Raw genomic sequence first — 23,918 nt, 5'->3', positions numbered from 1 at the left:
CCTCAGTGAGGCTTCTGGAGGCGTACGGACGGGCAGGCGGGGGCGGGCAGCTCGCCGGACGAGGGCCGCACCCCGGACAGCAGCAGGGCCAGGTAGCGGCGCGGATCGGCGTGCCCGGGGTCGCCCGGGTGCACGGTCGCCAGGGCCATCACCACGATCGCCGCCAGATCGCGCACCACCAGGTCCGCCCGCACCCGCCCCTCCCGCTGCGCCCTGGCCAGCACGGTGCTCAGCGGCCCCATGAACCGCTCGGCGATGTCGACCGTGAACGCGCCCGACTCCCGGGCCGCCCGCAGCAGCCCGTGATGGTCGGCCAGGGTGTCCACGGTGGCCGCCAGCGCCTCGGTCAGCGCGCTCCCGGCGTCGTCGGCGTCGCGGGCGGCCAGGGCGAGCGGCTCGATCTCCTCGGCGAAGTACGTCTGGAACGCGGCCCTGATCACCCCGTCCCGGTCGCCGAACCTCCGGTAGACGGTCGCGATCCCGATCCCGGCGCGCCGGGCGATCTCGTCGAGGGACAGCGCCGGGCCGCTCTCGCGAAGGACCGCGATCGCGGCCCGGACGATCTTGTCTGAGTTACGCAGCGCGTCGGCCCGCTGTCCCTGCTCGTGCACGATCCGTCACGTTAGCAGCCGATTACCAGGCCACCAGGAACGAGCGCAGCCCGTACACCACGTTGAAGGCGCGGAACTCGGCCGGCTCCCCGGCCTCGCGCAGGCCGGGGAAGCGCTCGAAGAGGGCGGGGAAGGCGATCTGCATCTCCATCCGGGCCAGCGGCGCGCCCAGGCAGTGGTGCACGCCATGGCCGAAGGCCACGTGCCCCATGTCGCCGCGGCCGATGTCGAGCCGGTCGGGGTCGGCGATGTAGGCCGGGTCGCGGTTGGCCGCGGGCAGGGCGCACATCACCAGGTCACCCGCCGCGATCGGCTGCCCGGCCAGCTCGGTGTCGGTCGTGGCGACCTTGAACGTGCCCGTGTGGACGATGCTGAGCCAGCGCAGCAGCTCCTCCACCGCGGCGTTGATCCGCTCGGGCTCCCGCCTGAGGAGCTCCAGCTGTCCGGGGTGGCGCAGCAGGGCCAGGGTGCCGATGCCGAGCATGTTGGAGGTGGTCTCGTGGCCGGCCAGCAGGAGCAGCGAGGCGATGCCGGCCAGCTCGTCGGTGCTCAGGTCGTCGCCGTGCTCGCGTACGAGCATGCCGAGCAGGTCCTCGCCCGGCTCGGCCCGGGTGCGGGCGACCAGCTCGGCCATGTAGGCGCGCGACTCGAGCTGGGCCGCGGCCCGCTCCCGCACGGGCAGCGAGACGTCGAGCATCTTCCCGGTACGGCGCTGGAAGTCGCCCCGGTCGGCGTACGGGACGCCGAGCAGCTCGCAGATCACCAGGGACGGGACCGGCAGGGCGAAGGCCGAGACCAGGTCGGCGGGCGGCCCGGCGGCCTCCATGGCGTCGAGGTGCTCGGTGACGATGTCCCTGATGCGCGGCTCCAGGCGGCGCATCCTGCGCATGGTGAACTCGGGCGTCAGCATCCGGCGCAGCCGGGTGTGCTCGGGAGGGTCGAAGGCGAGCAGGTTGCCCGCCCGCAGCCGCTCGATCTCCTCGGGGCTCACCTCCGGCATGCCGGGGGCCCTGAAGACGTTGCGCTGGGCGTTGCTGAAGCGCCCGGAGTCCCCGAGCACCTCCCTGACGTCGGCGAAGCGGCTGACCATCCAGACGTCGAGGCCGAACGGCGACTTCTCCCGCCGGACACCGTCCCTGTCGCGCGCCGCCGCGAGCTCGGGATCCGGGTCGAACGCGTTCCGGCGCATGTACAGGGGCAGGGTTACAGGCTCGCTCATGCCAGCTCCTCGGGGGATCGACCGTGGCCTGAAAACGATAGAATTCTATCGCTTTCAGGTCCGAAGCGAGCGGTCCTTCAGCCGGCGAGCAACTCCCGCAGGGCTTTGGCGACCTCGGCAGGCGCCTCCTCGGCCATGAAGTGGCCGTGACCGACGGTGAGGTGCCGCAGCCGAGGGGCCCACGCCCGCCACAGCGCCGCCGCGTCGTAGCCGAGGGCGGCGCCCCAGTCCTGCTGCAGCACCGTCACCGGCATCTCCAGGCGCCTGCCCGCCTCCCGATCGGCCCGGTCGTGCTCGGCGTCGATGCCGGCCGAGGCGCGGTAGTCGGCCACGATCGAGGGGATCGCCTCGCGGGAGGCCTCCAGGTACGCGGCACGTACCTCGGCGGGGATCGCCTGCGCGTCGCCCGTCCAGGCGTCGAGGAAATGGCCGAAGAACACGTCCGGGCAGGCCGCGATCATCGCCTCGGGCAGCCCGGGCGGCTGCGCCATCAGGTAGAGGTGGAAGCCGACCGCCGCCGAGGCCCCGCGCATCACGTCCCACATGTCCGCGGTCGGCAGCACGTCCAGGCAGGCCAGGTGGCTGATCGCCGCCGGATGGTCGAGCCCGGCGCGGAAGGCCACCAGGGCGCCTCGGTCGTGCCCGGCCAGGGCGAACCGCTCGTGCCCGAACGCGCGGGCCAGCGCCACGACGTCGGCGGCCATGGTCCGCTTGGCGTAGGTGCCGGGCTCGGTCTCGGCGGGTTTGTCGCTGGCGCCGTACCCCCGCAGGTCGGGGCAGATGACCGTGTGGTCGGCGGCCAGGTCGGCGGCGACGTGCCGCCACATGAGGTGCGTCTGCGGGAAGCCGTGCAGCAGCACGATCGGGCTGCCCTCCCCCGCGACGGCCGCACTCAGCGACACGCCGTCGGCGACGGGGACGCGGTGATAGGTGAAGCCTTCGATGACCACGATGGCGCTCTCTTTCGGTCAGTTCGTTCCGGTGGGGGAGGGCTCCAGCGTGCCGGGTGTGAATGAGCATCCGATCAGCGCGCTACCGTGACCTGAGGCCACCTGCCCTGGAGCGCACCTGCGTGGAGCGGCGCCACCGCGTGCGAGGTCCGCCTGCCTGGCACGACGCCGCCGTCACCGGGAACGGCCCGCCTTCGGGCACCGGGCCACCCGCTTGCCGCGGCCGGGCGCGGGGCGAGGCTCGCTCGGCACCCGCGGCGTCCCACCAGGGCAGGGGCATCGGCGGTGGCCTGCGGATCGGTCGGTCGGCATGGCCGGAGAAGGGGGTGATGGGCTGAGTGCGGGTGACGTTCGGCGTGCTGGGGCCGGTGGCGGCGTGGGACGACGCGGGGGACGCGATCGCCTTGAAGGGGCCGCGCCATCGCGCGGTGCTGGCCCGGCTCATCGTCGCGCGGCGGCGCGTCGTACCGGTCGCCCACCTCGTGACGGACCTGTGGGAGGACCCGCCGCCGGACGCGGTGGGCGCGCTGCGCACGTTCGTGGCGGCGCTGCGCCGAGCGCTGGAGCCGCAGCGCCCTCCCAGGTCGCCGGCCCGGCTGCTGGTCACCGAGGGGCCGGGGTACGCGTTGCGCGCCGAGCCGGACGCGGTGGACGCCTGGCGCTTCGAACGGGCGGTGACCGCCACGGGGCCGCCGGAGGACGTGCTTCCCCGGATCGAGGAGGCGCTGGGGTGGTGGCGCGGGCCCGCCTACGCCAACTTCTCCGACGAGCCCTGGAGCCGAACCGAACGCTCCCGGCTGACGGAGCTACGCCTGCACGCCGTCGAACGCCACGCCGAGGCCCGCCTGGACCTGGGACTGGCCGGGGAGGCGGTCCCCGACCTGGACGCGCACGTCGCCGAACACCCTTGGCGGGAGGAGGGCTGGCGGCTGCTGGCCCTGGCCCTGTACCGTACCGGCCGCCAGGGCGACGCGCTCGCGGTGCTGCGCCGGGCGCGCGAGCTGCTGGTCGAGCACCTGGGCGTGGACCCCGGCCCCGGGCTGAGCCGCCTGGAGGCGGACATCCTCCACCACGCCCCTCACCTCGCCCCCGGCAGTCCAGGCCCGGCGGACACGGTGTGGGCGCGGGCCGCCGCCGCCTACGACCGCAGCGTGCCATCGGGTGCGCGCGCCCGGCTGGAGTCGACGGTGGGGCTGATGCGCGACCTCGCGGTGACGGGCGGCGGCGGCCTGCGGGCGGCCCGCGAACACCGGGTGGCGGCCATCGCGGCGGCCGAGGAACTGGGGGACGTGGAGCTGACGGCCCGCGTCATCGGCGCCTACGACGTACCCGCGATCTGGACCCGGCTCGACGACCCCGAGCAGGCGAGCCACGTGATCGCAGCCGCCGAACGCACCCTCGCCGCCCTCCCACCGAGCACTCCCATCCCCCTCCCACCAGACGCCGCCACCACCGCCCCACCGGACACCCCAACGGCCCTCCCACCGGATACCGCCACCACCCGGCCACCGAGCATCCCCAACTCAGCTCCCTCCCTCCCACCGGGCATGGCCGCTCCCCCGGCGGGCACGGCTGCCGTCCCCGAGCATGCGACTGCGTCCTCACAGGGCACCGCTGCCGCCCCCACTAATGGGGCACGTTCCCCGCTGGGGCCTCGTGACGCGGTGCGCGCCCGCCTGCTGGCCACCATCGCGCTGGAATCCCGCGGCGCGAACGCGCCCCGAGGCCCCGTCGCCGCCAGGGAGGCGGAGCTGCTCGCCCGCCGCCTCGACGACCCGGGCCTGCTGGCGTTCGCGCTCAACGGCGTCTTCATGCAGACGTTCCACCGTACGGGCCTGGCGCCCCGCCGGGACGCCATCGGCGCCGAGCTGATCGCGCTGTCGGCCCGGCACGGCCTTGCCACCTACGAGGTCCTCGGCCACCTCATCCGCCTCCAAGCCCGCAGCGCGCTCGCGGACTTCGCCGGAGCCGACACCCACGCGGCCGCCGCCGATCACCTGGCCGCGCGGCACGAGCTGCCGCTGGTGGGCGTGTTCACCCAGTGGTATCGGGCACTGCGCCTCGACGCGACCGGCCAGGCCCCGCCGCAGGAGGCCGAGGCGGCCTACCGGTCCGCCGCCGCCCGGCTGGACGGCGCCGGCATGCCCGGCCTGGAACACGGCCTCCTACCGCTCGCCCTCCTGTGCCTGCGCCTGCGCCACAACTCGCCCACATCGGCCGACGACAGCGCCGACTTCGGCCCCTACGAGCCGTGGACCCGCCCGCTGGTCCTGCTCAGGCTCGGACACCGCCGCGAGGCCGCGGCGAAGCTGCGCGACGTACCCGACCCGCCGCGCGACCTGCTCCTGGAGGCCATGTGGTGCCTGGTGGCGCGAGCCGCCGCCGCAGTGGGCGACAGGGAGACGATGGCGCGCGCCCGCGCCGCGCTCGCACCCGCGGCGGCGGAGCTGGCCGGAGCAGGCAGCGGCCTCCTCACCCTGGGGCCGGTCTCCCAGCACCTCGCTCTCCTCCGCTGAGTACGCCCCAAGCCGTCAGACCTCGGCGGGGGCGTCATAGACCAGGGTGTACCGCCAGAACAGGCGACGCCGGACCCGAGCGCCGGGCAACTCCTGCGCGGCCGCGGCCCTGATGTCGGCCAGCGTCTCCTGCGCCTCGGCGGTGGGCGCCGTCATGTGCAGGGGCGGCACGTCGGCGCGGGCAGGGTGCCTGACCAGCCCCATGATCGGGTTGGCCACCATGGCAGGCAGCGCTGCGAGCAGATCGGCGGGTCCCGCCTCGCGGTAACAGCCGACGACCACGAGACGCCCGCCCGGGGCCAGGCAGCCGCGCAGTTCGCGCAGCGTGGGCACCAGCGGCAGATGGTGCAGGACAGCGACGAGAGTGACGGCGTCCCAGCGCCGCCGCGGGTCGCGCCCGGCGAAATCGGTCTGGACGATGGTGACCGCAGGGTCGTCGGCGAAGCGCTCCGCCGCGGCGCGGGCGGTCGCGGGGTCGGGTTCGAGCCCGGTGACGGTGGCGGCGCGGCGACGGAGCAGGGCGGCGAGGTTGCCCGTTCCGCACCCGACGTCAAGGACGTGACCGGCCCCGGACGCGGCCACCTGTCCGGCGACCCAGCCGCCGTAGTGGTCGTTGTGGCTCCACGGATGCCGCTTGTTGAAACGGTCAAGGTGAGACAGCAGCGCCATGACGCCCAACCTTAGCGATCATCATTCACGGCCGCGGCCGTCCTCAGCAAAGTGCTCACCGGCCACTACGGCTCCACAAGACCGGACTCATCGGCCCGGCCAGGACCGTGGCGACCCACTGCACGACATCATCCGCATCGCGCGGGGCGTCGCCCAGCCCGCCGGACCGAGATCGCCACGCTCCTGGACCGGCTCGACGAACTGATCAGCATGCCCTCCGGCGGATGGCCACGATCGCATGAAAATCGATCGAGATCCGCTGACGACTTCGCTAGCGTCTTACCTCGCTGGTCCCTCACCTCCGTCGGGCCTGGTGCGAGTACGGGTCGAATGGCATCGGTTATCTCTTTCTGCAAAAAAGATCACATCCGGTGCCGCTTCTCATATCCGTACTCGTTCCCAGCTCTGCGGCCGCCGGTATGGTCCGGTGAGGGTACGGGTCGAAGTTCATCGGTTACCACTGATAATGGGGCTGTCGCAGGTTCGAGTCCTGCCCGGGACGATGTTCCGGTAGCTCAGTTGGCAGAGCACCTAATACCGGTGAACATCTCATATCCGTGCCTTCTCCGGACCCCACCGGTCCCCTCGTCAGCTTTGCCGGTGGCACGGGTCGAATCTGGTCGGTTACCTGAGGTTCGATTCCTTCCGGCCGCTCTCCCGTGCGGCCGGCGCCCAGATCGGCTGGGCACCCGGCCGGAGCCCCATATCCGTCCTCCGGCAAAGCTGACGATCATCCCGCATCGCGGCCTGCCCTACTTACGGAATTCGGATATGTCCCCCCTCCCAGGTGAACTCCAGAAGCGTCCATTCTGGGAAAAAAGACGCGATGCTGAGCGCAACAAGCACCCAGAACAGAACCCCGACCAGCGGAGCGATGTAGTCGTCGTCAGCAGTTCTGCCGAGACGAATGACCAAGGGGACGGCGACGGCAAGGCAGACGCCGGCGGCCGAGAGGCCGAGCCAGCCAAGATCGTGACCCCGATTCACGGAGCCCACCACCTCGCCAACTATGATCAACCCGGCCAGGATCCAGGCGCCGACAAACACCCACCGTGGCGGTTGCTTAATGCGCCTCAACGGTTGAGGCCCGGATGACCGCCGCAGCGGATACGCAGCCTCGGGCCAAGGGATGCCTTGCGCTGGCGGCTGTGCATGACCGCTCAGCGGCGGCTCTGTGGAGTAAGAGGGCGGGGTGAGGTCAGACGGTTGTGCCGCCGTGTTCGTCGGACCTTTTCGATCTTTGCGGTGGTAGGCCAATGCATCGTATACAAAGCTGCCTGCGGCAAACATAAGGCCCGCAATGGCAATGAAGGTGGCCACCTACCCAGGTTCCAGCATGCCGCACACGCTTGTCACGATTTCACGTACTGATTTCGGCGAGACATTCTCTCGCCCCTCTGTGGCAGCACCGCCAGTTCGCCCAAGCGGTGTTCCGGCTCACTGACCAGCCCAAGCAAGCCGAGGGCGACGAACGGCCGGCGCTCTCCCATGTCCCGGACGAACGGAATGCGCGACGGCTCGGCATCGGTGTCGACCAGATCAGCAGAACATGGGAGCTCAGGTCGCCTGGGAGGTCTCCGCCCGCGGCTCACGCGCCCCGTCACTCTCGAAGGTCGCAAGCTCCATCAGCATGCCGCGGGTGAACTTGCCGACCGCAGTGGTGGCGGACATCAGCACGCCCCCCGCCCTCTCTCCACTCTGGCGAGATCGAGCCGCCGTGCGGCCATTTGCCCGGTGGACGGCCTGGACGAGATGGACCAGACCGCGCGCACAGCCGCGATCACCGCACGGACCGCCTCCCTCGACGCCGATGATCAGGCCATCCTCACCAGCCGCACCGCCGAGTTCACCACCGCCGTGGAAGACGCAGGACGGCCGCTGACCGCCGCCGCCGTCATCGTCCCCACCGCACTCAGCCCACAGGACGCCGCCACCTACCTGCGCACCTGCCCGGCCTCCGCCCCATCCACCGCATGGCACACGACACTGACCGCTTTGGGGACCCGCGCCGCCCACGGCCTGGCCGAACTGGCCGTCCTCCCCTGGGCCTGTGGCCGATCCGCGCCGTCTACATCACGCCGCGCGCCGATCCCACTCCGCTGACCGGACCCCTTGGCCGCCATTCCACCACCTTGCGTGCCCCTCCTCGACCAGCTCATCCCCGCCCTCATCGCATCCCGTCCAGCCAGCACCGATCCGGCAGATCAGTTCCGCCCTCGTCGTCACCTCAAACCCGGCCGCCCCCACCGATATCTGAGCTACCCAGCCCGCGCCTTTCCCCCCGCCGCTACCCGGGACATCGCCTGGTGGCACATCGGAGGCACCACCCCCACATCCGCTCATGGATCGTGCTGGCATCGCCCTGGGCCAGGAACAAGGCCACGTCATGCACGAGATCATCCGCAGCGTCTTGGTCACGGCCGAACGCCGCCCCGACGTCGACGTATTCCTGAACCGGCTCGGCGAGCTGACCATCACGCCCTCCAGCAGGTGATCAGAAGGCACGGGTCGAATCTGATCGGTTACCACGCAGTTAGAGGTTCAACTCCTTCCGGCCGCTCTCGTGCGGCCGACGCCTGGGTCGGCTGGGGACCCGACCGAAGCCCCACATCCGTATGCCGTCATGGCCGAGGCGCACCCACTCCATTTGCCGAACTATTACCAAAGTCGATATATCGCGCTTTGATCGGGTAGCTGGAGGGCTGCATGCGAGACCGATGGAGGAAAGCGATATGGGCTGGAGCTACCGCAAGTCGATCAAATTCGGTCCCTTCCGGCTGAACCTGTCCCGCCGCGGTGTCGGCCACAGCTGGGGCAACCGGCTGTTCCGGGTGACCCGCACAGCCGACGGCCGCCGTACGCTGTCGATCAACCTGCCAGGCGGCTTCACCTGGCGCAAGACCAGTACCCGCCACTGACCGCCTCGGGCGGCAAAGAACCGAGTACCGAATCGTCCCAGGAACTCAAGGCGCATGGCCGCCTCTGACGCTCGCGTCGTCGTGGTGGCGATGACCGCCGGAAGCTACTTGATCGGCGATCCACGTAGGGACCACCAACGGCAGAGCGCCCCATCTACCTGGCGGGGACACTGTTGGCGAAGTAGATCAAAAGGCAGCGGCCTCGTGATCACGTCTGTGATCACGAGGCCGCTATGGTCGTTCTTGCTCGCGGATGGAGTCGTGGGTGTCGCCGCGTTCGACTGATCCAGATCAGATCCCGGCGGCCACCCTGGCGGTGGCTCGGGCGGCATTCCCGAAGGGCAGTCTGGCGATCCATATCCCGACATGCATCGAATGTCCTGTTCCATGACGAGACCTTCGCCGCGGCGTTCTCCACCCGTGGCCGCCCGGCGCTGTCCCCGGCTCGGCTGGCGCTGGTGTCGATCCTGCAGTTCGGCGAGGGACTGACTGTCCGACCGGCAGGCGGCCGAGGCCGTGCGAGCCCGGATCGACTGGAAGTATGCGCTCGGGTTAGAGCTGACCGACACCGGCTTTGACTACTCGGTGCTCAGCGAGTTCCGGGATCGCCTGATCGCAGAATCGCTTGAACAGAGCCTGCTCGACACGATCTTGGAGCGTGCCGTGACCGCCGGGCTGCTTCGAGCTGGAGGTCGGCAGCGGACCGACTCCACTCACGTGCTCATGGCGATGCGCACGATGAATCGGCTGGAGCAGGTGCATGAGACGGTGCGCGCCGCGCTCAACGCGCTGGCCGCCGCAGCACCCGACTGGCTGCTGGCCCAGGCCGAACCTGGATGGTTCGAGCGCTACGAGGCCCGCGTCGAGGACTATCGACTGCCGAAGAACAAAGCGGAGCGCATCCTGCTCGGCCACGAGATTGGTGTCGATGGGAATGGTGTGTCTTCCGCGTGCGCTTTTCCATGCGTGACTGCAAGGCCTGTCCCAGCCGGGACCTGTGCACCCGCGGAGCCAAAGGGCGACGCATCACCCTGCGCCCGCAGGAGGAGCACGAAGCCCTGCCACGCACGACAGAGACAAAGCACCGACGAATGGCAGCAACGCTACGCCCACAGGGCAGGCGTGGAGGGCACCATCGCCCAAGGCGTCAAAGGCTTTGGCCTGCGCAGATCCCGCTACCGCGAGACCGCCAAGACCCATCTCCAGCACCTCCTCATCGCCGCAGCGATGAACCTCACCAGACTCGACGCATGGCTCACCGGAACGCGGCTGGCTCCAACCCGCACTTCGCACTTCGCCGCCTTACGCCCTGCGGCGTGACCGAATGGTCGGCGCGTAGAAGAAGTGCAGCCGTTCACTCTTACGGCGAGCGCCGCAAACCAGGAGAATCGGTGCCCGGCGTGATCTTTTCAGCGGGTTGGTGCTCATGGTGGTGGATGCCGTCGTAAGCAAGTTCGGTTGATCAATCACTCCAAACTTCGTGGACGTCTGTCGGACACTCTGCGACCATCTCACGGTGACAGATGAAGCCGATCGCCAGACGTCGTTCCCCACCAGTCCGAAGCATGTGCGCTTTGTCGAGTTGTCGAGCACCGCGATGTCCGCTCTGCTCGATGGGGATCTGCCCACAGCCAGCAATACGGCTGGGGTGGCTCTGACCGAGTACTTTGTGACAGACAGAGCACGGTGGCTGTGGCGGGTTCGGATCGACCAGATGGCCGCCGATCCTGGTCACGCATCGTGGATGATGCGGCAGGCGGTAACCGGGCCTGAAGGTGTCGTCATCGGTCATGCCGGCTTTCACGGACCGCCCGATGAGGCGGGCATGGTAGAGATCGGCTACTCGGTAGCTCCCGACTTCCGTCGTCAGGGGTATGGCCGAGCCATCCTGATCGAGTTGCTGCGTCGGGCCGCGGCCGAACCGGCGGTCAAGACCGTACGGGCGACGATTAGTCCCGATAATGTGGCATCCCTGGCCACGATCGCGGGCTTCGGCTTCGTCCAGGTCGGAGAACACTGGGACGAAGAGGACGGTCTCGGACTCATCTTTGAAGTCCCTGCCAACCGCAGCTGCTAGATGCAAACCATCCTCGTTCCGAGCCCTGCCCTCATTCTGTTGCTTTCAGCGGTGAAACTGGCTCGGCATACAGCTCCTAACACGGGAAAGGCCCCGTGATCACTGATCTTCCGTTCTAGTGGTCGTCGCAACACCCCACCTCATGGGATGCGATGGACTTCGAGATCCGGGAGATTCGATCTCCTCAGGGACGCAAGAAGCTGACCAAGGAGCGCGAGCACCACCTTGCTCTCGTGCGGCAGGGCGTGAGCAGTAAGGAAGCGTGTCGCATCGTCGGCGTCAACCGGCGAACTGGGCAGGGGTGGCGCAACGGAAGACCGGAAGGACGAAAGAAGAGGCCTCGGCCGCCAGCGCGTCGTGCGCCGGCGGCCGAGGCCTCTCCGCGTTCTCGCTACTTATCCCAGGAGGAGCGCCTCACCATCGCCGATCTGGTGCGCGAGGGCGCATCGATCCGGTCCATCGCAGTCACGCTCGGACGGAGCCCTTCCACAATCAGCAGAGAGGTCCGCCGCAACGGCCATACGCGGCGCAGGCTCGCGCGGACGCCCGGCGGCCGCGGCCTAAGCCGGGCAAGATCGGCCAGAGTCCCGAGCTTCGGGCATACATTCAGGACCACCTGCATAAACGCTGGAGTCCCGAGCAGATCTCCCAGAGCCTGCGCAGGAGCTTCCCTGACCGGCCGCAGATGCATGTGTGCCACGAGACCATCTACCAAGCGCTCTACGTTCAGGGCCTCGGCGAGCGGCGCCGCGAGCTGACCAAGGCTTTGCGCACGGGTCGCGCGATGCGCAAGCCGCACCGCCTGGCCCACAAGCGCCAGCCCCGCTACAGCGCGTCCATGGTCATGCTCAGCGAGCGGCTCGCTGAGGCCGACGACCGCGCCGTTCCCGGCCACTGGGAAGGCGACCTCATCATCGGCAAGAACCAGTTGTCCGCCATCGGGACCCTGGTCGAGCGCAGCACGCGCTACGTTACGCTTGTTCACCTGCGGCATGACCACAGCGCGGTTGGCATGCGCGATGCCCTGCTGGACACCATCGCGAAGCTACCGGCCCACCTCCGGCGTTCCCTCACCTGGGACCAGGGCAGCAAGATGGGCCGCCACCACGAGTTCTCCGTCGCCGCCGACATGCCCGTCTACTTCTGCGACCCGGCCGGCCCGTGGCAGCGCGGTTCCAACGAGAACACCTAGACACCCCGGCCGAGCGTCTCGCGGAACTCCTCACAGCCTGCGGCTGACCTGCATGAAGGTAGAGCTACCGCGTCCGACCTGGCGAGACTCATAACCGTCAATCAATCATGAACTTCGCTTTTTGGACGCCCTCTCAGGTCTCTGCAACCTGGAAGCCGCCACTGTGGATGTTGTCGAGTACCCCGGTGGCGGTGCCCAGTTGTGTGGCGGCGTCTAGGCTTCCTACGCGCAGGAGGATGTGGCGTGCGCCGGCGTTCCAGTAGGACCGCAGCCATTCGACGCAGCCGTCGAGCGGGCCGGCGTAGCAGGCCTGCAGGAGCGATACGGCGTCCAACGGGTAGCCGTAGAAGGTTCGGACGTAGTGGTCCAGCTCCTTGCGGGCTTGTTCGGGGTCGTCGTTGATGGCGATCGTGACCATCAGCGCGGGTGTGATGTGGGCGCTGTCGCGGGCGGCTTTGCTTGCGGCGGCATACGCGGTGGTGGTCAGCTCGCGGTACTGCTCGGCGGTCGGCGGGTAGGGCAGCAGGCCGTCGAATCGTTCGCCGGCCCGGCGGGCTCCGGCGGTCGTGCCAGTGGCCAGCCACAGCGGCGGGCCACCGGCTTGCTGGGGTGTGGGTTCGATGGCGATGTCGCGGAGGGTCCAGTATCGGCCGGTGAAGGTGACTCGGGCGCCGGTCCACAGTTGTCGCCAGATTTCAGCGGTTTCCAGGAGCCGGCCGACGCGTTGGTCGAAGGCGGCGCCGACGGCCTCGAATTCGGCGCGGTTGGCGGGCAGGCCGAAACGGGTGTGGCGAGCAATGAATCACCCGTCCACACCGAGTCGAACCCGGCGTTCTCCGCCTGTTTCGCAAAGTCGAGCACCTCGGCGATGGGGGTGCCGCTGAGGAGCGCTTCTCGGGCGGGCAGGAACACTCCGATTTTCGGTGTCATGAGTGGTCCCTGGATCCGGCCGCCGCTGCGGCGGTGAGCGCGGTCTGGGCCTGGGGAAGGTCGATGAAGGTGTCCTTGCGTTCGACCAGTCCGTTGTCGTCGAGCGTGACCACGTCGAGGCAGTCGAAGCGGATCGGGCGTCGATTGCCGTCCGGGTCGGTGAGAACGGCGGTGAGTGCCCAGTCGAGAACCCAGTGGCGGTCACCGACGATGACCCGGTAGATGTCGAACCCCATCTCTGGCCACTGGGCGAACATGGCGGCGAAGGTGTCGCGGACCGCGGATCGGCCGTGGATCGGCTGCTCGCCGTTGTGCAGCCAGAACTGGGTTCCGGGCGAGTGCAGCGCGACGATCGCGTCCACGTCGTGGCTGGCGAAGGTCGCGGCGTAGGTGTCGAAGAGTGCTCTGACGTCAGGTGAGGGTGGTGTGGCGGTGGGCATGGCGCTCTGCTTCCTATCGCTGGCCGGATTACTGGATGCTGTAGACGCGGTAGTTGACGTGTTTGAGGGACAGCTCGTTGACGGCGATGGCGACGGTGGAGTTCAGCCACGCGTAGCGGTTCGCGCCGGTCTCGAACAGGGGCGCGGACCGTGCGTGCATCTCGTTCCAGGCGATGGTCTCGCCGGCCCAAAGTCGGCCGATCGCCTCGTCCGAGAGTGTGGCGCGACCGGTGACGGTGACGAACACCAGCTCGTCGTCATGGGTGCGGAGCGTTGCCCGGACATCGAGGCGGGCGACGCGGTCGGAGCCGACCATGATCCAGTCGCCGCCGCCGGGCAGGAACTCGCCATGCAGTCGCGGTCCCTCGACGGTTCCGTGGTCGACGACCGCGATCATGCGCGTGCCCAGTGGCGTGGAGAAGGTCTGCATGGTCTGGAACGTGATGGCGAAGTCGCACAGGTGCTCGACCGCGACCGCGGTGATTGCTGGGTCAGCGTCGACGAGAGTCATGAGGTGTCCTCCCAGGCCGTTCGGGGGGGCAGGTCTTGTCGGGCGCCTGCCGCTGCACCACCTTCAGGTGATCGCTTGGAAAAGTCAAGTCCTAAATCTGACTTTCAAAGCGGAAGCTTTGATTTGGTGAGATCTGCGATAGGCTCCCGTCATGGCATCGCGGACCTACGGCCACTACTGCGCAGTGGCCAAGACACTCGACGTGGTCGGTGAGCGGTGGTCCCTGCTGGTCGTCCGGGAGCTGCTCAACGGGCCGAGACGTTACGTCGATCTGCTCGCCGGGCTCGCAGGCATCTCCACCGACATGCTCGCCACCCGCCTGAAAATCCTGGAAGAAGCCGGAATCGTCAGCCGGCGCACGCTCCCGGCGCCTGCCGCGTCGAAGGTGTACGAGCTGACGCCCCTCGGCCGGGATCTGCAACCGGCGATGACCGAGCTGGCCCGGTTCGGCATGCGCCTGCTCGGGGAGCAGGACGACGACGCCTTCCAGATCCACTGGATCACGCCGTCGCTGCGGGCGATGTTCCAGCCAGAGCGGGCCCAGGCCCTGTCCCTCACCATCGAGTTCAGAGTAGGCGCCGACGCCATACACGCCCGCATCGCCGACGGCGCGCTGCACACCTGCCCCGGCTACGCCGACGATCCCGATGCCGTCCTGACCTTCACCGATGCCGCGACGCTCGCCGAGATCGGGCGCGATCCCGCCGCGTCACTCACCGCCGTCTCCACCGGCCGCCTCCACGTGCGAGGAAAACCCGACGCTGTCCAAGCCGCGAGAGAGCTCTTCGGACTCAACCGCTAGACCAGCCACCCACATCGCCTTGGAGCTACTTTGCGGCCGGTGACACGGACCCGAGTGGAGGGCCAGAGTGGTGTGAGCCGCACTGGCGCGATCCCGACGACAACGGGGCTGAAGTTCCCTTGCTGCTCACGTGTGGACGGACGCACACGGCAACGAGATCGAAATCTGCGAAGGGTGCTGCGTCACGTGGCGTCCGGGCTGTGAAGAGAATCCGGACATGGAGCGCCCTCTGCGCATTCGGTCACGAGAACCGTGACGCTGAGTGGCGGGCGTTCTTCCCGGGGGGCGGACTGGCCGACCCCGGAAGGACGCTCAGCGAAAACCATCTCGCTATGCTGGCTGCCGCCAGCAACTGATCACCTGTGTTGCGACGACCCCTCGAATGCGCCGATGCTGATCACGGGGCCTTTCCCGTTCGATCTACTTCGCCAACAGCGTCCCCAAAATGGGGACAGTGGGGGCTAGCTACTCGGCTGTTTCGGCGCCTGCGCTTACAGCTGGTCCAGCGGCAGGCCCGGGCGGACGGTGTGCTTGTTGGCCACGTACCCGGACACGTAGGTGATCAGGCCAGAGCGGGATCCCTGGCGTCTCCAGCCAGTCAGGCAGGAACGCGATGAGGTCGAGGTCGGCTTTGACGGTCTGCAGGACAGTCAGGACCGCGAGCAGGCCAAGTTAGGAGCCCTCGGTGGACGCGGTGACCTTCCGCTCCACTCTGGGCTTGCCATAGGTGATGCGGTCTCCGTGCATGGGTTTCCTTCCAGCAAGGGTGCGGACATGCGAAAGCGCCCACCCAGGCCAGGCAGACGCCGTTGTGTCGTTCAGGCGGGGTTGCAGGTCAGGCTGCGGGCGGCGTCCACGACCAGGTGATGTCCCAGGTCTCCTCATCGATGACGCCGGTCGGCTCAAGGCCGACCTTTTTCTGGAACAGCTTGCACACGGCCGTGGACTGCGGCCCGTAGAGGGGGTCGACGTCGACAGCCCAGCCGCGTCCACAGGTAGACGAATTCGCCCCACAAGGCGATGGCTTGCACGGCAACCATGCGCGCGGGCGGGTCGGCGAAACGGAACGCGGTGCTGTGTGCTTCCGCGTCCCTCAGCTTGACGTCCTGCTTCCACGGCACGTCGCTGATGCGGGCCCGTGTGCCCACCCGGCAGGAACACCTTGTGCCGGCAGCGGGACGCCCTCCCGCACATGCACTCCGGGTCATGGATCTGCAGCGGGCTCGCCGCGAACCCAGTACTTCCACACGAGGATCGCTCTGGCCACGCCCTTCTCCACCTGAGAGATGGCCGCCATGATCGTGCGCTGGAGGTTCCTCCATACGCCCATTTGCCCGGCGGGGTGTGGCGGCCCCGCCGGGCAAAGTGCGCTGCCTCCGTCAGGAGGTCGGGGTGAGGACCTTCGCCTCGTGCTTGGGCTCGGCCGGCTTGCGCCGCATCCGCTCCTTCGCCCGCTCCACCATCGTGTACAGCGTCGGCACCAGCACCAGGGTCAGCAGCGTCGAGCTGATCAGGCCACCGATCACCACGATCGCCAGCGGCTGCGAGATGAACCCGCCGGAGCCGGTCACCCCCAGCGCCATCGGCGTCAGGGCACAGATGGTGGCCACCGCCGTCATCAGGATCGGCCGCAGCCTGCGCCGGCCGCCCTCGATGACCGCTTCCACCACGCCCATGCCCTGCTCGCGATACTGGTTGATCAGGTCGATGAGCACGATGGCGTTGGTCACCACGATGCCGATCAGCATCAGCATGCCGATCAGCGCCGGCACGCCCAGGGCGGTGTCGGTGGCCACCAGCAGCCCGATCGCGCCCGTGGCCGCGAACGGGATCGACACCAGCAGGATCAGCGGCTGGACGAAGCTGCGGAACGTCGCCACCATGATCAGGAAGACGATCGCGATCGCCGCGAGCATCGCCATCCCCAGGTCGGAGAACGCGTCCGACTGCTGGGCCGACACGCCGCCGATCTCATAGGTGGCGCCCGCGGCCAGCGACAGGCCGTTCAGCTTGGTCGTCAGCGCCTGCGTCACGGCGCCCAGGTTGCCGGCGTCGGCCGCCTTGGCCGACACCGTGGCCGAACGCTCGCCGTCGATCCGCGTCACCTGCGTCGGCCCGGCCACCTCCTTGACGTCCGCGACCGTCGACAGCTTCACCATGCCCGCCGCCGTCGGCAGCTTCAGGTCCTTGATCGCCTTGATGTCGTCCGGCGCGTCCGCGCCGCGCAGCACCAGGTCGCTGGAGCGACCGTCCAGGGTGATCTGCCCCAGCGGCGCGCCGCGGAAGGCCTGCGCCACCGCCTGCCCGACCTGGGCCTCCGACAGGCCCCGCTCCGCGGCCTCCTGCCGGTCCACGACGACCTCGACCCGCGGCGCGCTGGTCTCCATGTTGGAGGCCACCTCGGTGAGCCCCGACACCTCGCCCATCGCGGTCTTGACCGTGTCGGTCGCCGTGCGCAGCGTCTCGGCGTCGGGCGCCTGCACGATCACGTCGATCGTGTCGGAGGAGAACCCGCCCCCGCCCGCGCCGCCCACCGTGACCTCGCCGACGCCCGACAGGCCGTCGATCCGCTCGCGCAGCTCCTGCTGCACCTTGTCGGGGTCGGCGCTGTCCTTGACCGTCACCGAGTACGACACCCGGTCCGCGCCGCCGCCGACCGCGCCGCCCTGCATGGCGTTGCCGCCGCCCACGTTCACCTGGTACGTCTCCACGCCGTCCAGGTCCTTCAGCACGCCCTCGACCTGCTGGGCCGCCTTGTCCGTGGTCGCCAGGTCCGTACCGACCGGCATCTTCTGCGACAGGGAGATCGTGTTCTGGCCCGAGGAGTCCAGGAAGTTCGTCTGCAGCCCGCCGGCCAGCCCCATCGTGCCGATGAACACCGCCACGCCGATGAGGATCGTCACCAGCTTGAACCGGGTCGCGAACCGCAGCACCGGCAGGTAGGCCCGCTGCAGCGGCGAGCGCAGCTCCTTGGCCTCGGCCTCCTCGCGCTGCTTGCGCGCCTGCTCCGGCGTCAGGCTCGGCGCCTTGAGGAACCAGTACGCCAGCACCGGCACCACCGTCAGCGACACGACCAGCGAAGCCAGCAGCGCCACCGCCACCGTGATCGCGAACGGGCGGAACAGCTCGCCCACCATGCCGCCCACGATCGCGATCGGCGCGAACACCGCCACCGTCGTCAGCGTCGAGGCCGTCACCGCGCCCGACACCTCGCGCACCGCCGTCAGGATCGCCTGCAGCTTGGCCTCGCCGTACCCGAGATGTCGCTTGATGTTCTCCAGCACCACGATCGAGTCGTCGACCACCCGGCCCACCGCGATCGTCAGCGCGCCCAGGGTCAGCATGTTCAGCGAATAGTCGCCCGCCCACAGCACGATCAGCGCGATCACCACCGACAGCGGGATCGACACCGCCGTCACCAGCGTCGAACGCACCGACAGCAGGAACACCAGGATGACCAGCACCGCGAACGCCAGGCCCAGCAGTCCCTCGGTGGTCAGGCTCCGGATCGACTCCTCCACGTACGGCGCCTGGTCGAACACCACCGACACCGCCGTGTCCGAGCTGTCGCCCAGCGACCTGGTCAGCTCGGGCAGCTTCTCGCGGATGTCGTGCGAGATCGACACCGCGTTGCCGTCGGGCACCATCGTCACCGACACGCCGAGGCTCGTCTTGCCGTCCGTACGGGTGATGGTCGTCGCGTCGGCCAGCCCCTGCTTGATCTCGGCGACGTCGCCCAGCTTGACCGGCTTGAGCGGCTTGGGCTTGGGCGCCTGCTGCTGCGCGAGGGCCGCCGGGGACTGGCCCGGCCGGCCGGGCTGCCCGGTCTGCGGGCGGGCCTGGGCCTGGCTCGGCTGCTGCTGGGTGGCCGCCGGCTGGGCCGGGGTCAGGTACAGGTCCTTCAGCTTGGCCACCGAGTCGACCCGCGTGCCGACCTGCACCGTGAGCGACTTGCCGTCAGCGGTCAGCGAGCCCGCCGGGATCGGCGTGCCGTTCGCCTTCAGTACGTCGGGGATCTGCGAGGCCGACACGCCGGCCTTCGTCATCTTCTTGGTGTCCGGCTCGATCGTGACGACCTCGTCGCGGGTGCCGGTGACCGACGCCTCCCGTACGCCCTCCACGCTCTGCAGCTCCGGCACCATGATCCGGCGCAGCTTGTCGGCCATCGCGCGCTCGTCGCCGCCGTCGCCCACCGCGAGCACCACCACCGGGATGTCGTCGGTGTTGCCCGCCACGACCTGCGGATCCACCCCGTCCGGGAGGGAGACCCGGGTGATGGCCTGCTGCATCTTGTTCAGCGAGGACTCGACGTCCGTGCCGTACTCGAAGGCCACCTGGATCTGCGCCAGGCCCTCCTTCGACGTCGAGGTCATCTGCTCCATCCCGGCCAGGCCCTGGAAGGAGTCCTCGATCGGCTTCGTCACCTGGTCCTCGACGATCTCGGGCGAGGCACCGGGGTACGCCGCGACCACGAACGCGCCGGGGAAGCTCAACGACGGTAGCAACTGCTGTTTCAACTGCGGAATCGTGAACGCGCCGAACGCGCTGAGCACGAGCGCGACCAATATCACAAGACTGCGATTGACCAAGCTCAACCGGGCGAATGCGGTCATAGGCGTCCCCTCCAAGAGTTCGCCCCAGACTAACACTTCGCCTCGAACGAATATTTAGACAGATTGAGCTTTCCTGATAACCTTCTCAGGAAGCGAGAGGTGAGTGTGAGCGACGAACGCGAAGACCTGATCCGTCGAATCAGCGAAACACAGCGTGGCATGGGGCGGCTGTTCGCCCAGCATCAGTCCCCGCTGTTCACCTCCAACCTGACCATGCGACAACTCCACGTCATCATGCTCCTGGCCTTCAACGGCTCCGCCTCCGGCCAGGAGCTCGCCCACCACCTCGGCGTCAGTCTCGGCACCGTCACCGGGCTCGTCGACCGGCTCGTCGCCCACGGCCTCGTCACCCGCCACGAGGACCCCCACGACCGCCGGGTCCGCCGCGCCGAGCTCTCCCCCGCCGGCACCGCCCTGATCGAGGAGATCCACAACTCCGGGCTCGAGCACTATCGCCGCATCCTGGACCACCTCGACACCGAGACCCTACGCTCCCTCGACCACATCACGCGGACCATCCGCGCGGTGGCCGACAAGCTCTACAACGAATGACGGCCTTTACGTTGTAGATTCGGAAGTCAGGCCGGACAGCACCTCCGGCAGCTCCCCCTCGTACACCACCGTCAGCCGCCGGGTGGCCCGCGTCACCGCCACGTACAGGTCCTGACCCCCCATCGGCGACTGCCCCATGATCCCCGCCGGATCCACCACCACGACCGCGTCGAACTCCAGCCCCTTGGCCTGCCCCACCGTCAGCACCGCCACCGGCGCGTCCAGGTCACCCTCCGGGAACAGCCGGGCCACCTCCGCGTGCCGCGCGTCCGAGGTCACCACGCCCACCCGGCCCTCGCCGATCGAGGCCAGCTCCCCGTCCACCAGCGCGGGCAGCCCGGCCACCGGCAGGCGCACCGCGCGCGGCCGTGAGCCGCCCTCGCGCACCGACTCGGGCGGCTCCTGCTCGGGCGCGAAGGCCCGCAGCACGTCCGCCGCCACCGTCATGATCTCCACCGGCGTACGGTAGTTGACCAGCAGCCGCTCCTCGCGCCAGCGCCCCTCGAGGTACGGGTCCAGCACCTCGCCCCACGACCGCGCCCCGGCCGCCGACCCCGTCTGGGCCAGGTCGCCGACGACGGTCAGCGACTTCGCCGGCACCCGGCGCATGATCATCCGCCAGGCCATCGCCGACAGCTCCTGCGCCTCGTCCACGATCACGTGCCCGTACGCCCACGTCCGGTCCACCGCGGCCCGGTCGGCCGTCGTCAGCCCGAGTCCGTCGTCGGCGTGCCGCCCGGCCAGTACGTCGGCCCGGTCGAAGATGCCCTCCTCCAGCACCCCCGTGGTCTGCAGCACCTCCAGCGCGTACAGCTCCTCCGACGCCCGCTCCTGCGACGCCCGCCTGGAGGCCACCCGGCGCTCCGAGTCGTCCTCGCCCAGCAGCTCGGCCGCCTCGTCCAGCAGCGGCACGTCCCCGTCCGTCCACGGCGCGTCCACCGGACGGACCAGCTCCTGCCAGTCCAGCCCCGACGGCGCCACCGACCACAGCGTCTCCGGCGAGGCCAGCATCTCCGAGATCAGCCGCTGCGGCGTCAGCTCCGGCCACAGGTCGTCCACCGCCCGCCTGATCCCCGGCTCGCCCCACAGCCGCCGCGAGGCCAGCTCCAGGTCCAGCTCGTCCAGGTCGCCCTCCAGGTCGAGCGGCTGCGCGAGCTCCGGTTCGCCCTCGATGACCAGCTCCTCGATGTGCAGCGACTCCTCCAGCGCCCGCGCCTCGGCCTTGGCCAGCTCCTTGAGCAGCTCGGTGACGTACAGCTTGCGCGCCATGTTGTGCGGCAGCCGCACCGCCCGCGCCCGGTCGCGCAGCCGCACGCACGTCGCGTGCGGCACCCGCAGGTTGAGCCCGTCCAGCTCCACCACCAGGTCGCCCTCGGGCGCGCGCTGGCGCAGCTCCAGCGCGCGGGCGACCACGTCGGCCATCCGCGGGTCGCCCTTGACCACCGCCGTCGCCGGCCCGTCGGCCGCGCTCGCCCGCACCCCCGGGAACATCTCCCCGACCGTGGTCATCACCACCTGCGTCTCCCCCAGCGCCGGCAGCACCTGGCTGATGTAGCGCAGGAACATCGAGTTGGGGCCCACCACCAGCACGCCGCGCCGCTCGAGCGTGGAGCGGTGGGTGTAGAGCAGGTACGCCGCCCGGTGCAGCGCCGCCACGGTCTTGCCGGTGCCCGGGCCGCCCTGCACGACCAGCGCGCCCTGCAGCGAGGCGCGGATCACCCGGTCCTGCTCGGTCTGGATGGTGGCCACCACGTCGCCCATCCGGCCCGTCCTGCCCCGGCGCAGCGCCGCCAGCAGGGCCGCCTCGCCGACGAGCGTGCGCCGGTCGCCGTCGCTCATCCCCTCCAGGTCGAACACCTCGTCGTCGATGCCGACCACCGTGCGGTCCTTCAGGTGCAGGTGCCTGCGGCGCACCAGCCCGCCCGGGTCGGTGGCCGTGGCCACGTAGAACGGCCGCGCCGCCGGCGCCCGCCAGTCGATGAGGACCGACTCGTGCTCCTCGTCGCGCAGCCCGATCCTGCCGACGTACGTGCTCCGCCCCGCGCCGTCGTCGATGCGGCCGAAGCACAGGCCCCGCTCGACCGCGTTCAGCTGGGCCAGCCTCCTGGCCTGCTCCGAGGCCATCGCCTCGCGTTCGACCATCGCCTGGCGGGTGCCGCCGGCCCTGGCGTACACCTCCCGCAGCGCCGCCTGGGCCCGCTCCCTGGCGACGTCGAGCATGCCGTACAGCCACGACACAGTGCGCTGTTCGCTGTCAAGGGCTTCCGCAAGACCATCTTGACGATTAGCCATTCGCTGATATACTCCTGAATGGAGGATTGTGAAGCCTTTGCCTGAATTGGGCAATCGAGCTTAACGCCGCGCGCGCGTGCGCGCAATCTCCTTATCGCGTTATTCCGGCAGCATGCCGGAAGGTGCCAGGATCGCCGGGAACGGGTTGTCCGGCAGCAGGATCACCCGCCGCCCCCGCCCCGCCGCCTCCAGGTGCAGCAGCGCCGCGCCGATGCCGGCCGCGCCCGCCATGTACCCGGTGTCCGCGCTCACCACGCCGGGGCGTACCCGCTCGAAGGCCTGATACCACCGCAGCCCCCCGCCGTCGCCGCTCGCCCTGCCCGCCAGGTGCCGGCCCAGCGTCCGGGCGAAGCTCAGGTACGCCTCCCGCCCCGTCACCGCCCACAACCCGACGAACAGCTCCACCAGCCCCGCCAGCCCGCAGCACTGGCAGGCCGTGTCCCACAGCCCGGGCACCCGCCGGCCCGGCACGCCGCTCGTCACGATCCCCGTGGCCAGCCGCTCGGCCCACTCCAGGTCGGCCGGATCCCCTCCGGCCCGGTACAGCTCCACGAACATCCGCGCCACCCCCGCCGAGCCGGAGCAGAACCCCAGATAGTGCAGCCCCCGCCCCTGCGGCAGATGGTGCGGCACCAGCGCGCGCCGGCCGCTCAGCGCGCTGACCGAACGCACGAAGTCCGCGCCTCTTCGCGCCGCCTCCAGGAACCGGGCATCCCCGCTCACCCCGTACAGGCGGGCCAGCAGGAACGCCGTCCCCGCCGTACCGGCCAGGAACCCCGGCGTGACCGCGTCCGCCGGCAGGCCCTCGCAGTCGCCGAAGCGGTGCCCCGGCACCGCCAGCCCCGCCGCCCGCAGCCCCGCCTCGGCCGCCAGCTCCGCGTACGACGGCACCCTCAGCATCGCGGCGCCGTGCAGCAGCGCCAGCACGACACCGCCGTCACCCCGCTGCGCCGGGTCCCCCGACCAGCCGGGACCGCCGTCCATCGGCCGCGCCGCCCGCGCCACCCGGTCCAGCGCCGCCACGGCCGCCTCCTCGGCCACGCCGTCGCCGAGCACCCACCCGGCCTCGCACAGCGCGACCGCGATCCCGCCCAGCCCGTGGTGGAACGTCACGTCGCCGACGCCGGGCGCGGCCTCGACCAGGTAGCGCACGCCCGCCCGGGCATCCTCCAGGTACTCCTCCCGCCCGGTCGCGCCGGCCAGCTCCAGGAAGAACAGCACGATGCCGGCCGCGCCGCCGTACAGGGAGGCGGGCTCGGGCGTCAGCGCGGAGCGGCCCCGCGGGTCAGGGTTGGCGACCCAGTGCCGCGCCCGCGCGTCACCCGCGGCCGCCGTCCTGATCCACCGCGCGGCCCCGATCGCGGCGCTCAGCGGGGCTGCGGCGGACGCGCGGGTCGGATCCAGGCTCATGACGCACCCGAGGGCTCTTCCCGATCAGTGAACGACCTCACATTCTCCCCCATCCCGCCCCGCCCGCCAATCGGCCGGCTCAGCCTTGGCCGCACCGGACGGGCCAGGCCCCGCAGCACGCCCCGCCTCGACCCTCTCGACGCCGCGCTCACGCGGCCGCCCGTTGGCGGTGTACTGCTTCTTGTGGTACCCCGCCACCGCCCCGCTCTCGCGACT

Annotated in this window: 19 protein-coding genes and 3 pseudogenes; 9 read left to right on the top strand and 13 right to left on the bottom strand. The window is 69.9% G+C overall.

The window, feature by feature from the left end; translation table 11 throughout:
* Nucleotides 1–2: 2 nt before the first annotated feature.
* The 3 genes from H4W80_RS01385 to H4W80_RS01375 form a co-directional block, all read right to left on the bottom strand.
* Nucleotides 3–611, bottom strand: a complete 609-nt coding sequence (locus H4W80_RS01385; protein ID WP_318786656.1) for a TetR/AcrR family transcriptional regulator — start codon at nucleotides 609–611, stop codon at nucleotides 3–5.
* Between the two features lie 22 nt (nucleotides 612–633).
* Entirely contained in the window at nucleotides 634–1,830 is a 1,197-nt protein-coding gene (locus tag H4W80_RS01380) for a cytochrome P450 (RefSeq protein WP_192783373.1), read from the bottom strand.
* A gap of 77 nt (nucleotides 1,831–1,907) precedes the next feature.
* Nucleotides 1,908–2,780 (bottom strand): alpha/beta fold hydrolase, encoded by an 873-nt coding sequence (locus H4W80_RS01375; RefSeq protein WP_192783372.1) that lies wholly within the window; start codon nucleotides 2,778–2,780, stop codon nucleotides 1,908–1,910.
* Between the two features lie 338 nt (nucleotides 2,781–3,118).
* Between H4W80_RS01375 and H4W80_RS01370 the strand changes: the two genes are divergently transcribed.
* A complete protein-coding gene (locus H4W80_RS01370; RefSeq protein ID WP_192783371.1) occupies nucleotides 3,119–5,296 on the top strand; it encodes an AfsR/SARP family transcriptional regulator in 2,178 nt (725 codons plus the stop codon).
* A gap of 15 nt (nucleotides 5,297–5,311) precedes the next feature.
* Here H4W80_RS01370 and H4W80_RS01365 read toward each other — a convergent pair whose 3' ends face one another.
* Both H4W80_RS01365 and H4W80_RS01360 read right to left on the bottom strand, forming a co-directional pair.
* Entirely contained in the window at nucleotides 5,312–5,965 is a 654-nt protein-coding gene (locus H4W80_RS01365) for a class I SAM-dependent methyltransferase (RefSeq protein ID WP_192783370.1), read from the bottom strand.
* A 756-nt stretch (nucleotides 5,966–6,721) separates the two neighbouring features.
* Nucleotides 6,722–7,285 carry a hypothetical protein gene (locus H4W80_RS01360; protein WP_192783369.1) on the bottom strand — a complete coding sequence of 188 codons (564 nt, stop codon included), beginning with the start codon at nucleotides 7,283–7,285 and terminating at the stop codon, nucleotides 6,722–6,724.
* A 414-nt stretch (nucleotides 7,286–7,699) separates the two neighbouring features.
* Here H4W80_RS01360 and H4W80_RS01355 point away from each other — a divergent pair, with 414 nt between their 5' ends.
* From H4W80_RS01355 to H4W80_RS01330, 6 genes and pseudogenes are all read left to right on the top strand, one after another.
* The gene (locus tag H4W80_RS01355) at nucleotides 7,700–8,068 is read left to right on the top strand and encodes a hypothetical protein (protein ID WP_192783368.1); all 369 of its coding nucleotides are present in this window, start codon (nucleotides 7,700–7,702) and stop codon (nucleotides 8,066–8,068) included.
* Nucleotides 8,069–8,306: 238 nt separating this feature from the next.
* Complete coding sequence (locus H4W80_RS01350) at nucleotides 8,307–8,459, top strand: hypothetical protein (RefSeq protein WP_192783367.1); 153 nt, start codon at nucleotides 8,307–8,309, stop codon at nucleotides 8,457–8,459.
* 223 nt (nucleotides 8,460–8,682) lie between these two features.
* On the top strand, nucleotides 8,683–8,883 hold the full coding sequence (locus tag H4W80_RS01345; protein ID WP_225963178.1) for a DUF4236 domain-containing protein: 201 nt from the start codon (nucleotides 8,683–8,685) through the stop codon (nucleotides 8,881–8,883).
* Nucleotides 8,884–9,148: 265 nt separating this feature from the next.
* Nucleotides 9,149–10,203 (top strand): annotated as a pseudogene (locus H4W80_RS01340) (transposase).
* A 196-nt stretch (nucleotides 10,204–10,399) separates the two neighbouring features.
* Complete coding sequence (locus H4W80_RS01335; RefSeq protein ID WP_318786655.1) at nucleotides 10,400–10,960, top strand: GNAT family N-acetyltransferase; 561 nt, start codon at nucleotides 10,400–10,402, stop codon at nucleotides 10,958–10,960.
* A gap of 152 nt (nucleotides 10,961–11,112) precedes the next feature.
* A pseudogene (locus tag H4W80_RS01330) lies at nucleotides 11,113–12,149 on the top strand (IS30 family transposase); the annotation flags it as partial.
* A gap of 136 nt (nucleotides 12,150–12,285) precedes the next feature.
* On the opposite strand, the gene H4W80_RS59995 reads toward H4W80_RS01330, so the two are convergent.
* The 4 genes and pseudogenes from H4W80_RS59995 to H4W80_RS01310 all read right to left on the bottom strand — a co-directional run bounded on the left by H4W80_RS59995 (nucleotide 12,286) and on the right by H4W80_RS01310 (nucleotide 14,033).
* A complete protein-coding gene (locus tag H4W80_RS59995) occupies nucleotides 12,286–12,861 on the bottom strand; it encodes an LLM class flavin-dependent oxidoreductase (RefSeq protein WP_264086047.1) in 576 nt (191 codons plus the stop codon).
* A gap of 143 nt (nucleotides 12,862–13,004) precedes the next feature.
* Nucleotides 13,005–13,082: pseudogene (locus H4W80_RS64310) on the bottom strand (hypothetical protein); the annotation flags it as partial.
* Nucleotides 13,079–13,522, bottom strand: coding sequence for a nuclear transport factor 2 family protein (locus H4W80_RS01315; protein ID WP_192783364.1), 444 nt, complete (start codon nucleotides 13,520–13,522; stop codon nucleotides 13,079–13,081). The pseudogene H4W80_RS64310 and the gene H4W80_RS01315, both read right to left, overlap by 4 nt.
* A 28-nt stretch (nucleotides 13,523–13,550) precedes the next feature.
* On the bottom strand, nucleotides 13,551–14,033 hold the full coding sequence (locus tag H4W80_RS01310) for a DUF3237 domain-containing protein (RefSeq protein ID WP_192783363.1): 483 nt from the start codon (nucleotides 14,031–14,033) through the stop codon (nucleotides 13,551–13,553).
* A gap of 151 nt (nucleotides 14,034–14,184) precedes the next feature.
* Between H4W80_RS01310 and H4W80_RS01305 the strand changes: the two genes are divergently transcribed.
* A complete protein-coding gene (locus tag H4W80_RS01305) occupies nucleotides 14,185–14,835 on the top strand; it encodes a winged helix-turn-helix transcriptional regulator (protein ID WP_192783362.1) in 651 nt (216 codons plus the stop codon).
* Nucleotides 14,836–15,670: 835 nt separating this feature from the next.
* Here the strand turns inward: H4W80_RS01305 and H4W80_RS64305 are convergent.
* Both H4W80_RS64305 and H4W80_RS01295 read right to left on the bottom strand, forming a co-directional pair.
* Nucleotides 15,671–15,871: a peptidoglycan-binding domain-containing protein gene (locus H4W80_RS64305; protein ID WP_225963177.1), complete on the bottom strand. Its 201-nt coding sequence runs from the start codon at nucleotides 15,869–15,871 to the stop codon at nucleotides 15,671–15,673.
* 343 nt (nucleotides 15,872–16,214) lie between these two features.
* Complete coding sequence (locus H4W80_RS01295; RefSeq protein WP_192783360.1) at nucleotides 16,215–19,448, bottom strand: efflux RND transporter permease subunit; 3,234 nt, start codon at nucleotides 19,446–19,448, stop codon at nucleotides 16,215–16,217.
* Nucleotides 19,449–19,607: 159 nt separating this feature from the next.
* On the opposite strand from H4W80_RS01295, the gene H4W80_RS01290 reads away from it, so the two are divergent.
* Complete coding sequence (locus tag H4W80_RS01290; protein ID WP_225963176.1) at nucleotides 19,608–20,000, top strand: MarR family winged helix-turn-helix transcriptional regulator; 393 nt, start codon at nucleotides 19,608–19,610, stop codon at nucleotides 19,998–20,000.
* Between the two features lie 6 nt (nucleotides 20,001–20,006).
* On the opposite strand, the gene H4W80_RS01285 is transcribed toward H4W80_RS01290, so the two are convergent.
* Nucleotides 20,007–22,292 carry a HelD family protein gene (locus H4W80_RS01285; RefSeq protein ID WP_192783358.1) on the bottom strand — a complete coding sequence of 762 codons (2,286 nt, stop codon included), beginning with the start codon at nucleotides 22,290–22,292 and terminating at the stop codon, nucleotides 20,007–20,009.
* A gap of 99 nt (nucleotides 22,293–22,391) precedes the next feature.
* Complete coding sequence (locus tag H4W80_RS01280) at nucleotides 22,392–23,702, bottom strand: lanthionine synthetase LanC family protein (RefSeq protein WP_192783357.1); 1,311 nt, start codon at nucleotides 23,700–23,702, stop codon at nucleotides 22,392–22,394.
* Nucleotides 23,703–23,918: the final 216 nt, after the last annotated feature.

The sequence above is a fragment of the Nonomuraea angiospora genome (assembly GCF_014873145.1).
Taxonomy (GTDB): domain Bacteria; phylum Actinomycetota; class Actinomycetes; order Streptosporangiales; family Streptosporangiaceae; genus Nonomuraea; species Nonomuraea angiospora.
The sequence above is the reverse complement of the archived record's forward strand: the minus strand, read 5'-3'. Positions and strand labels throughout refer to the sequence as shown.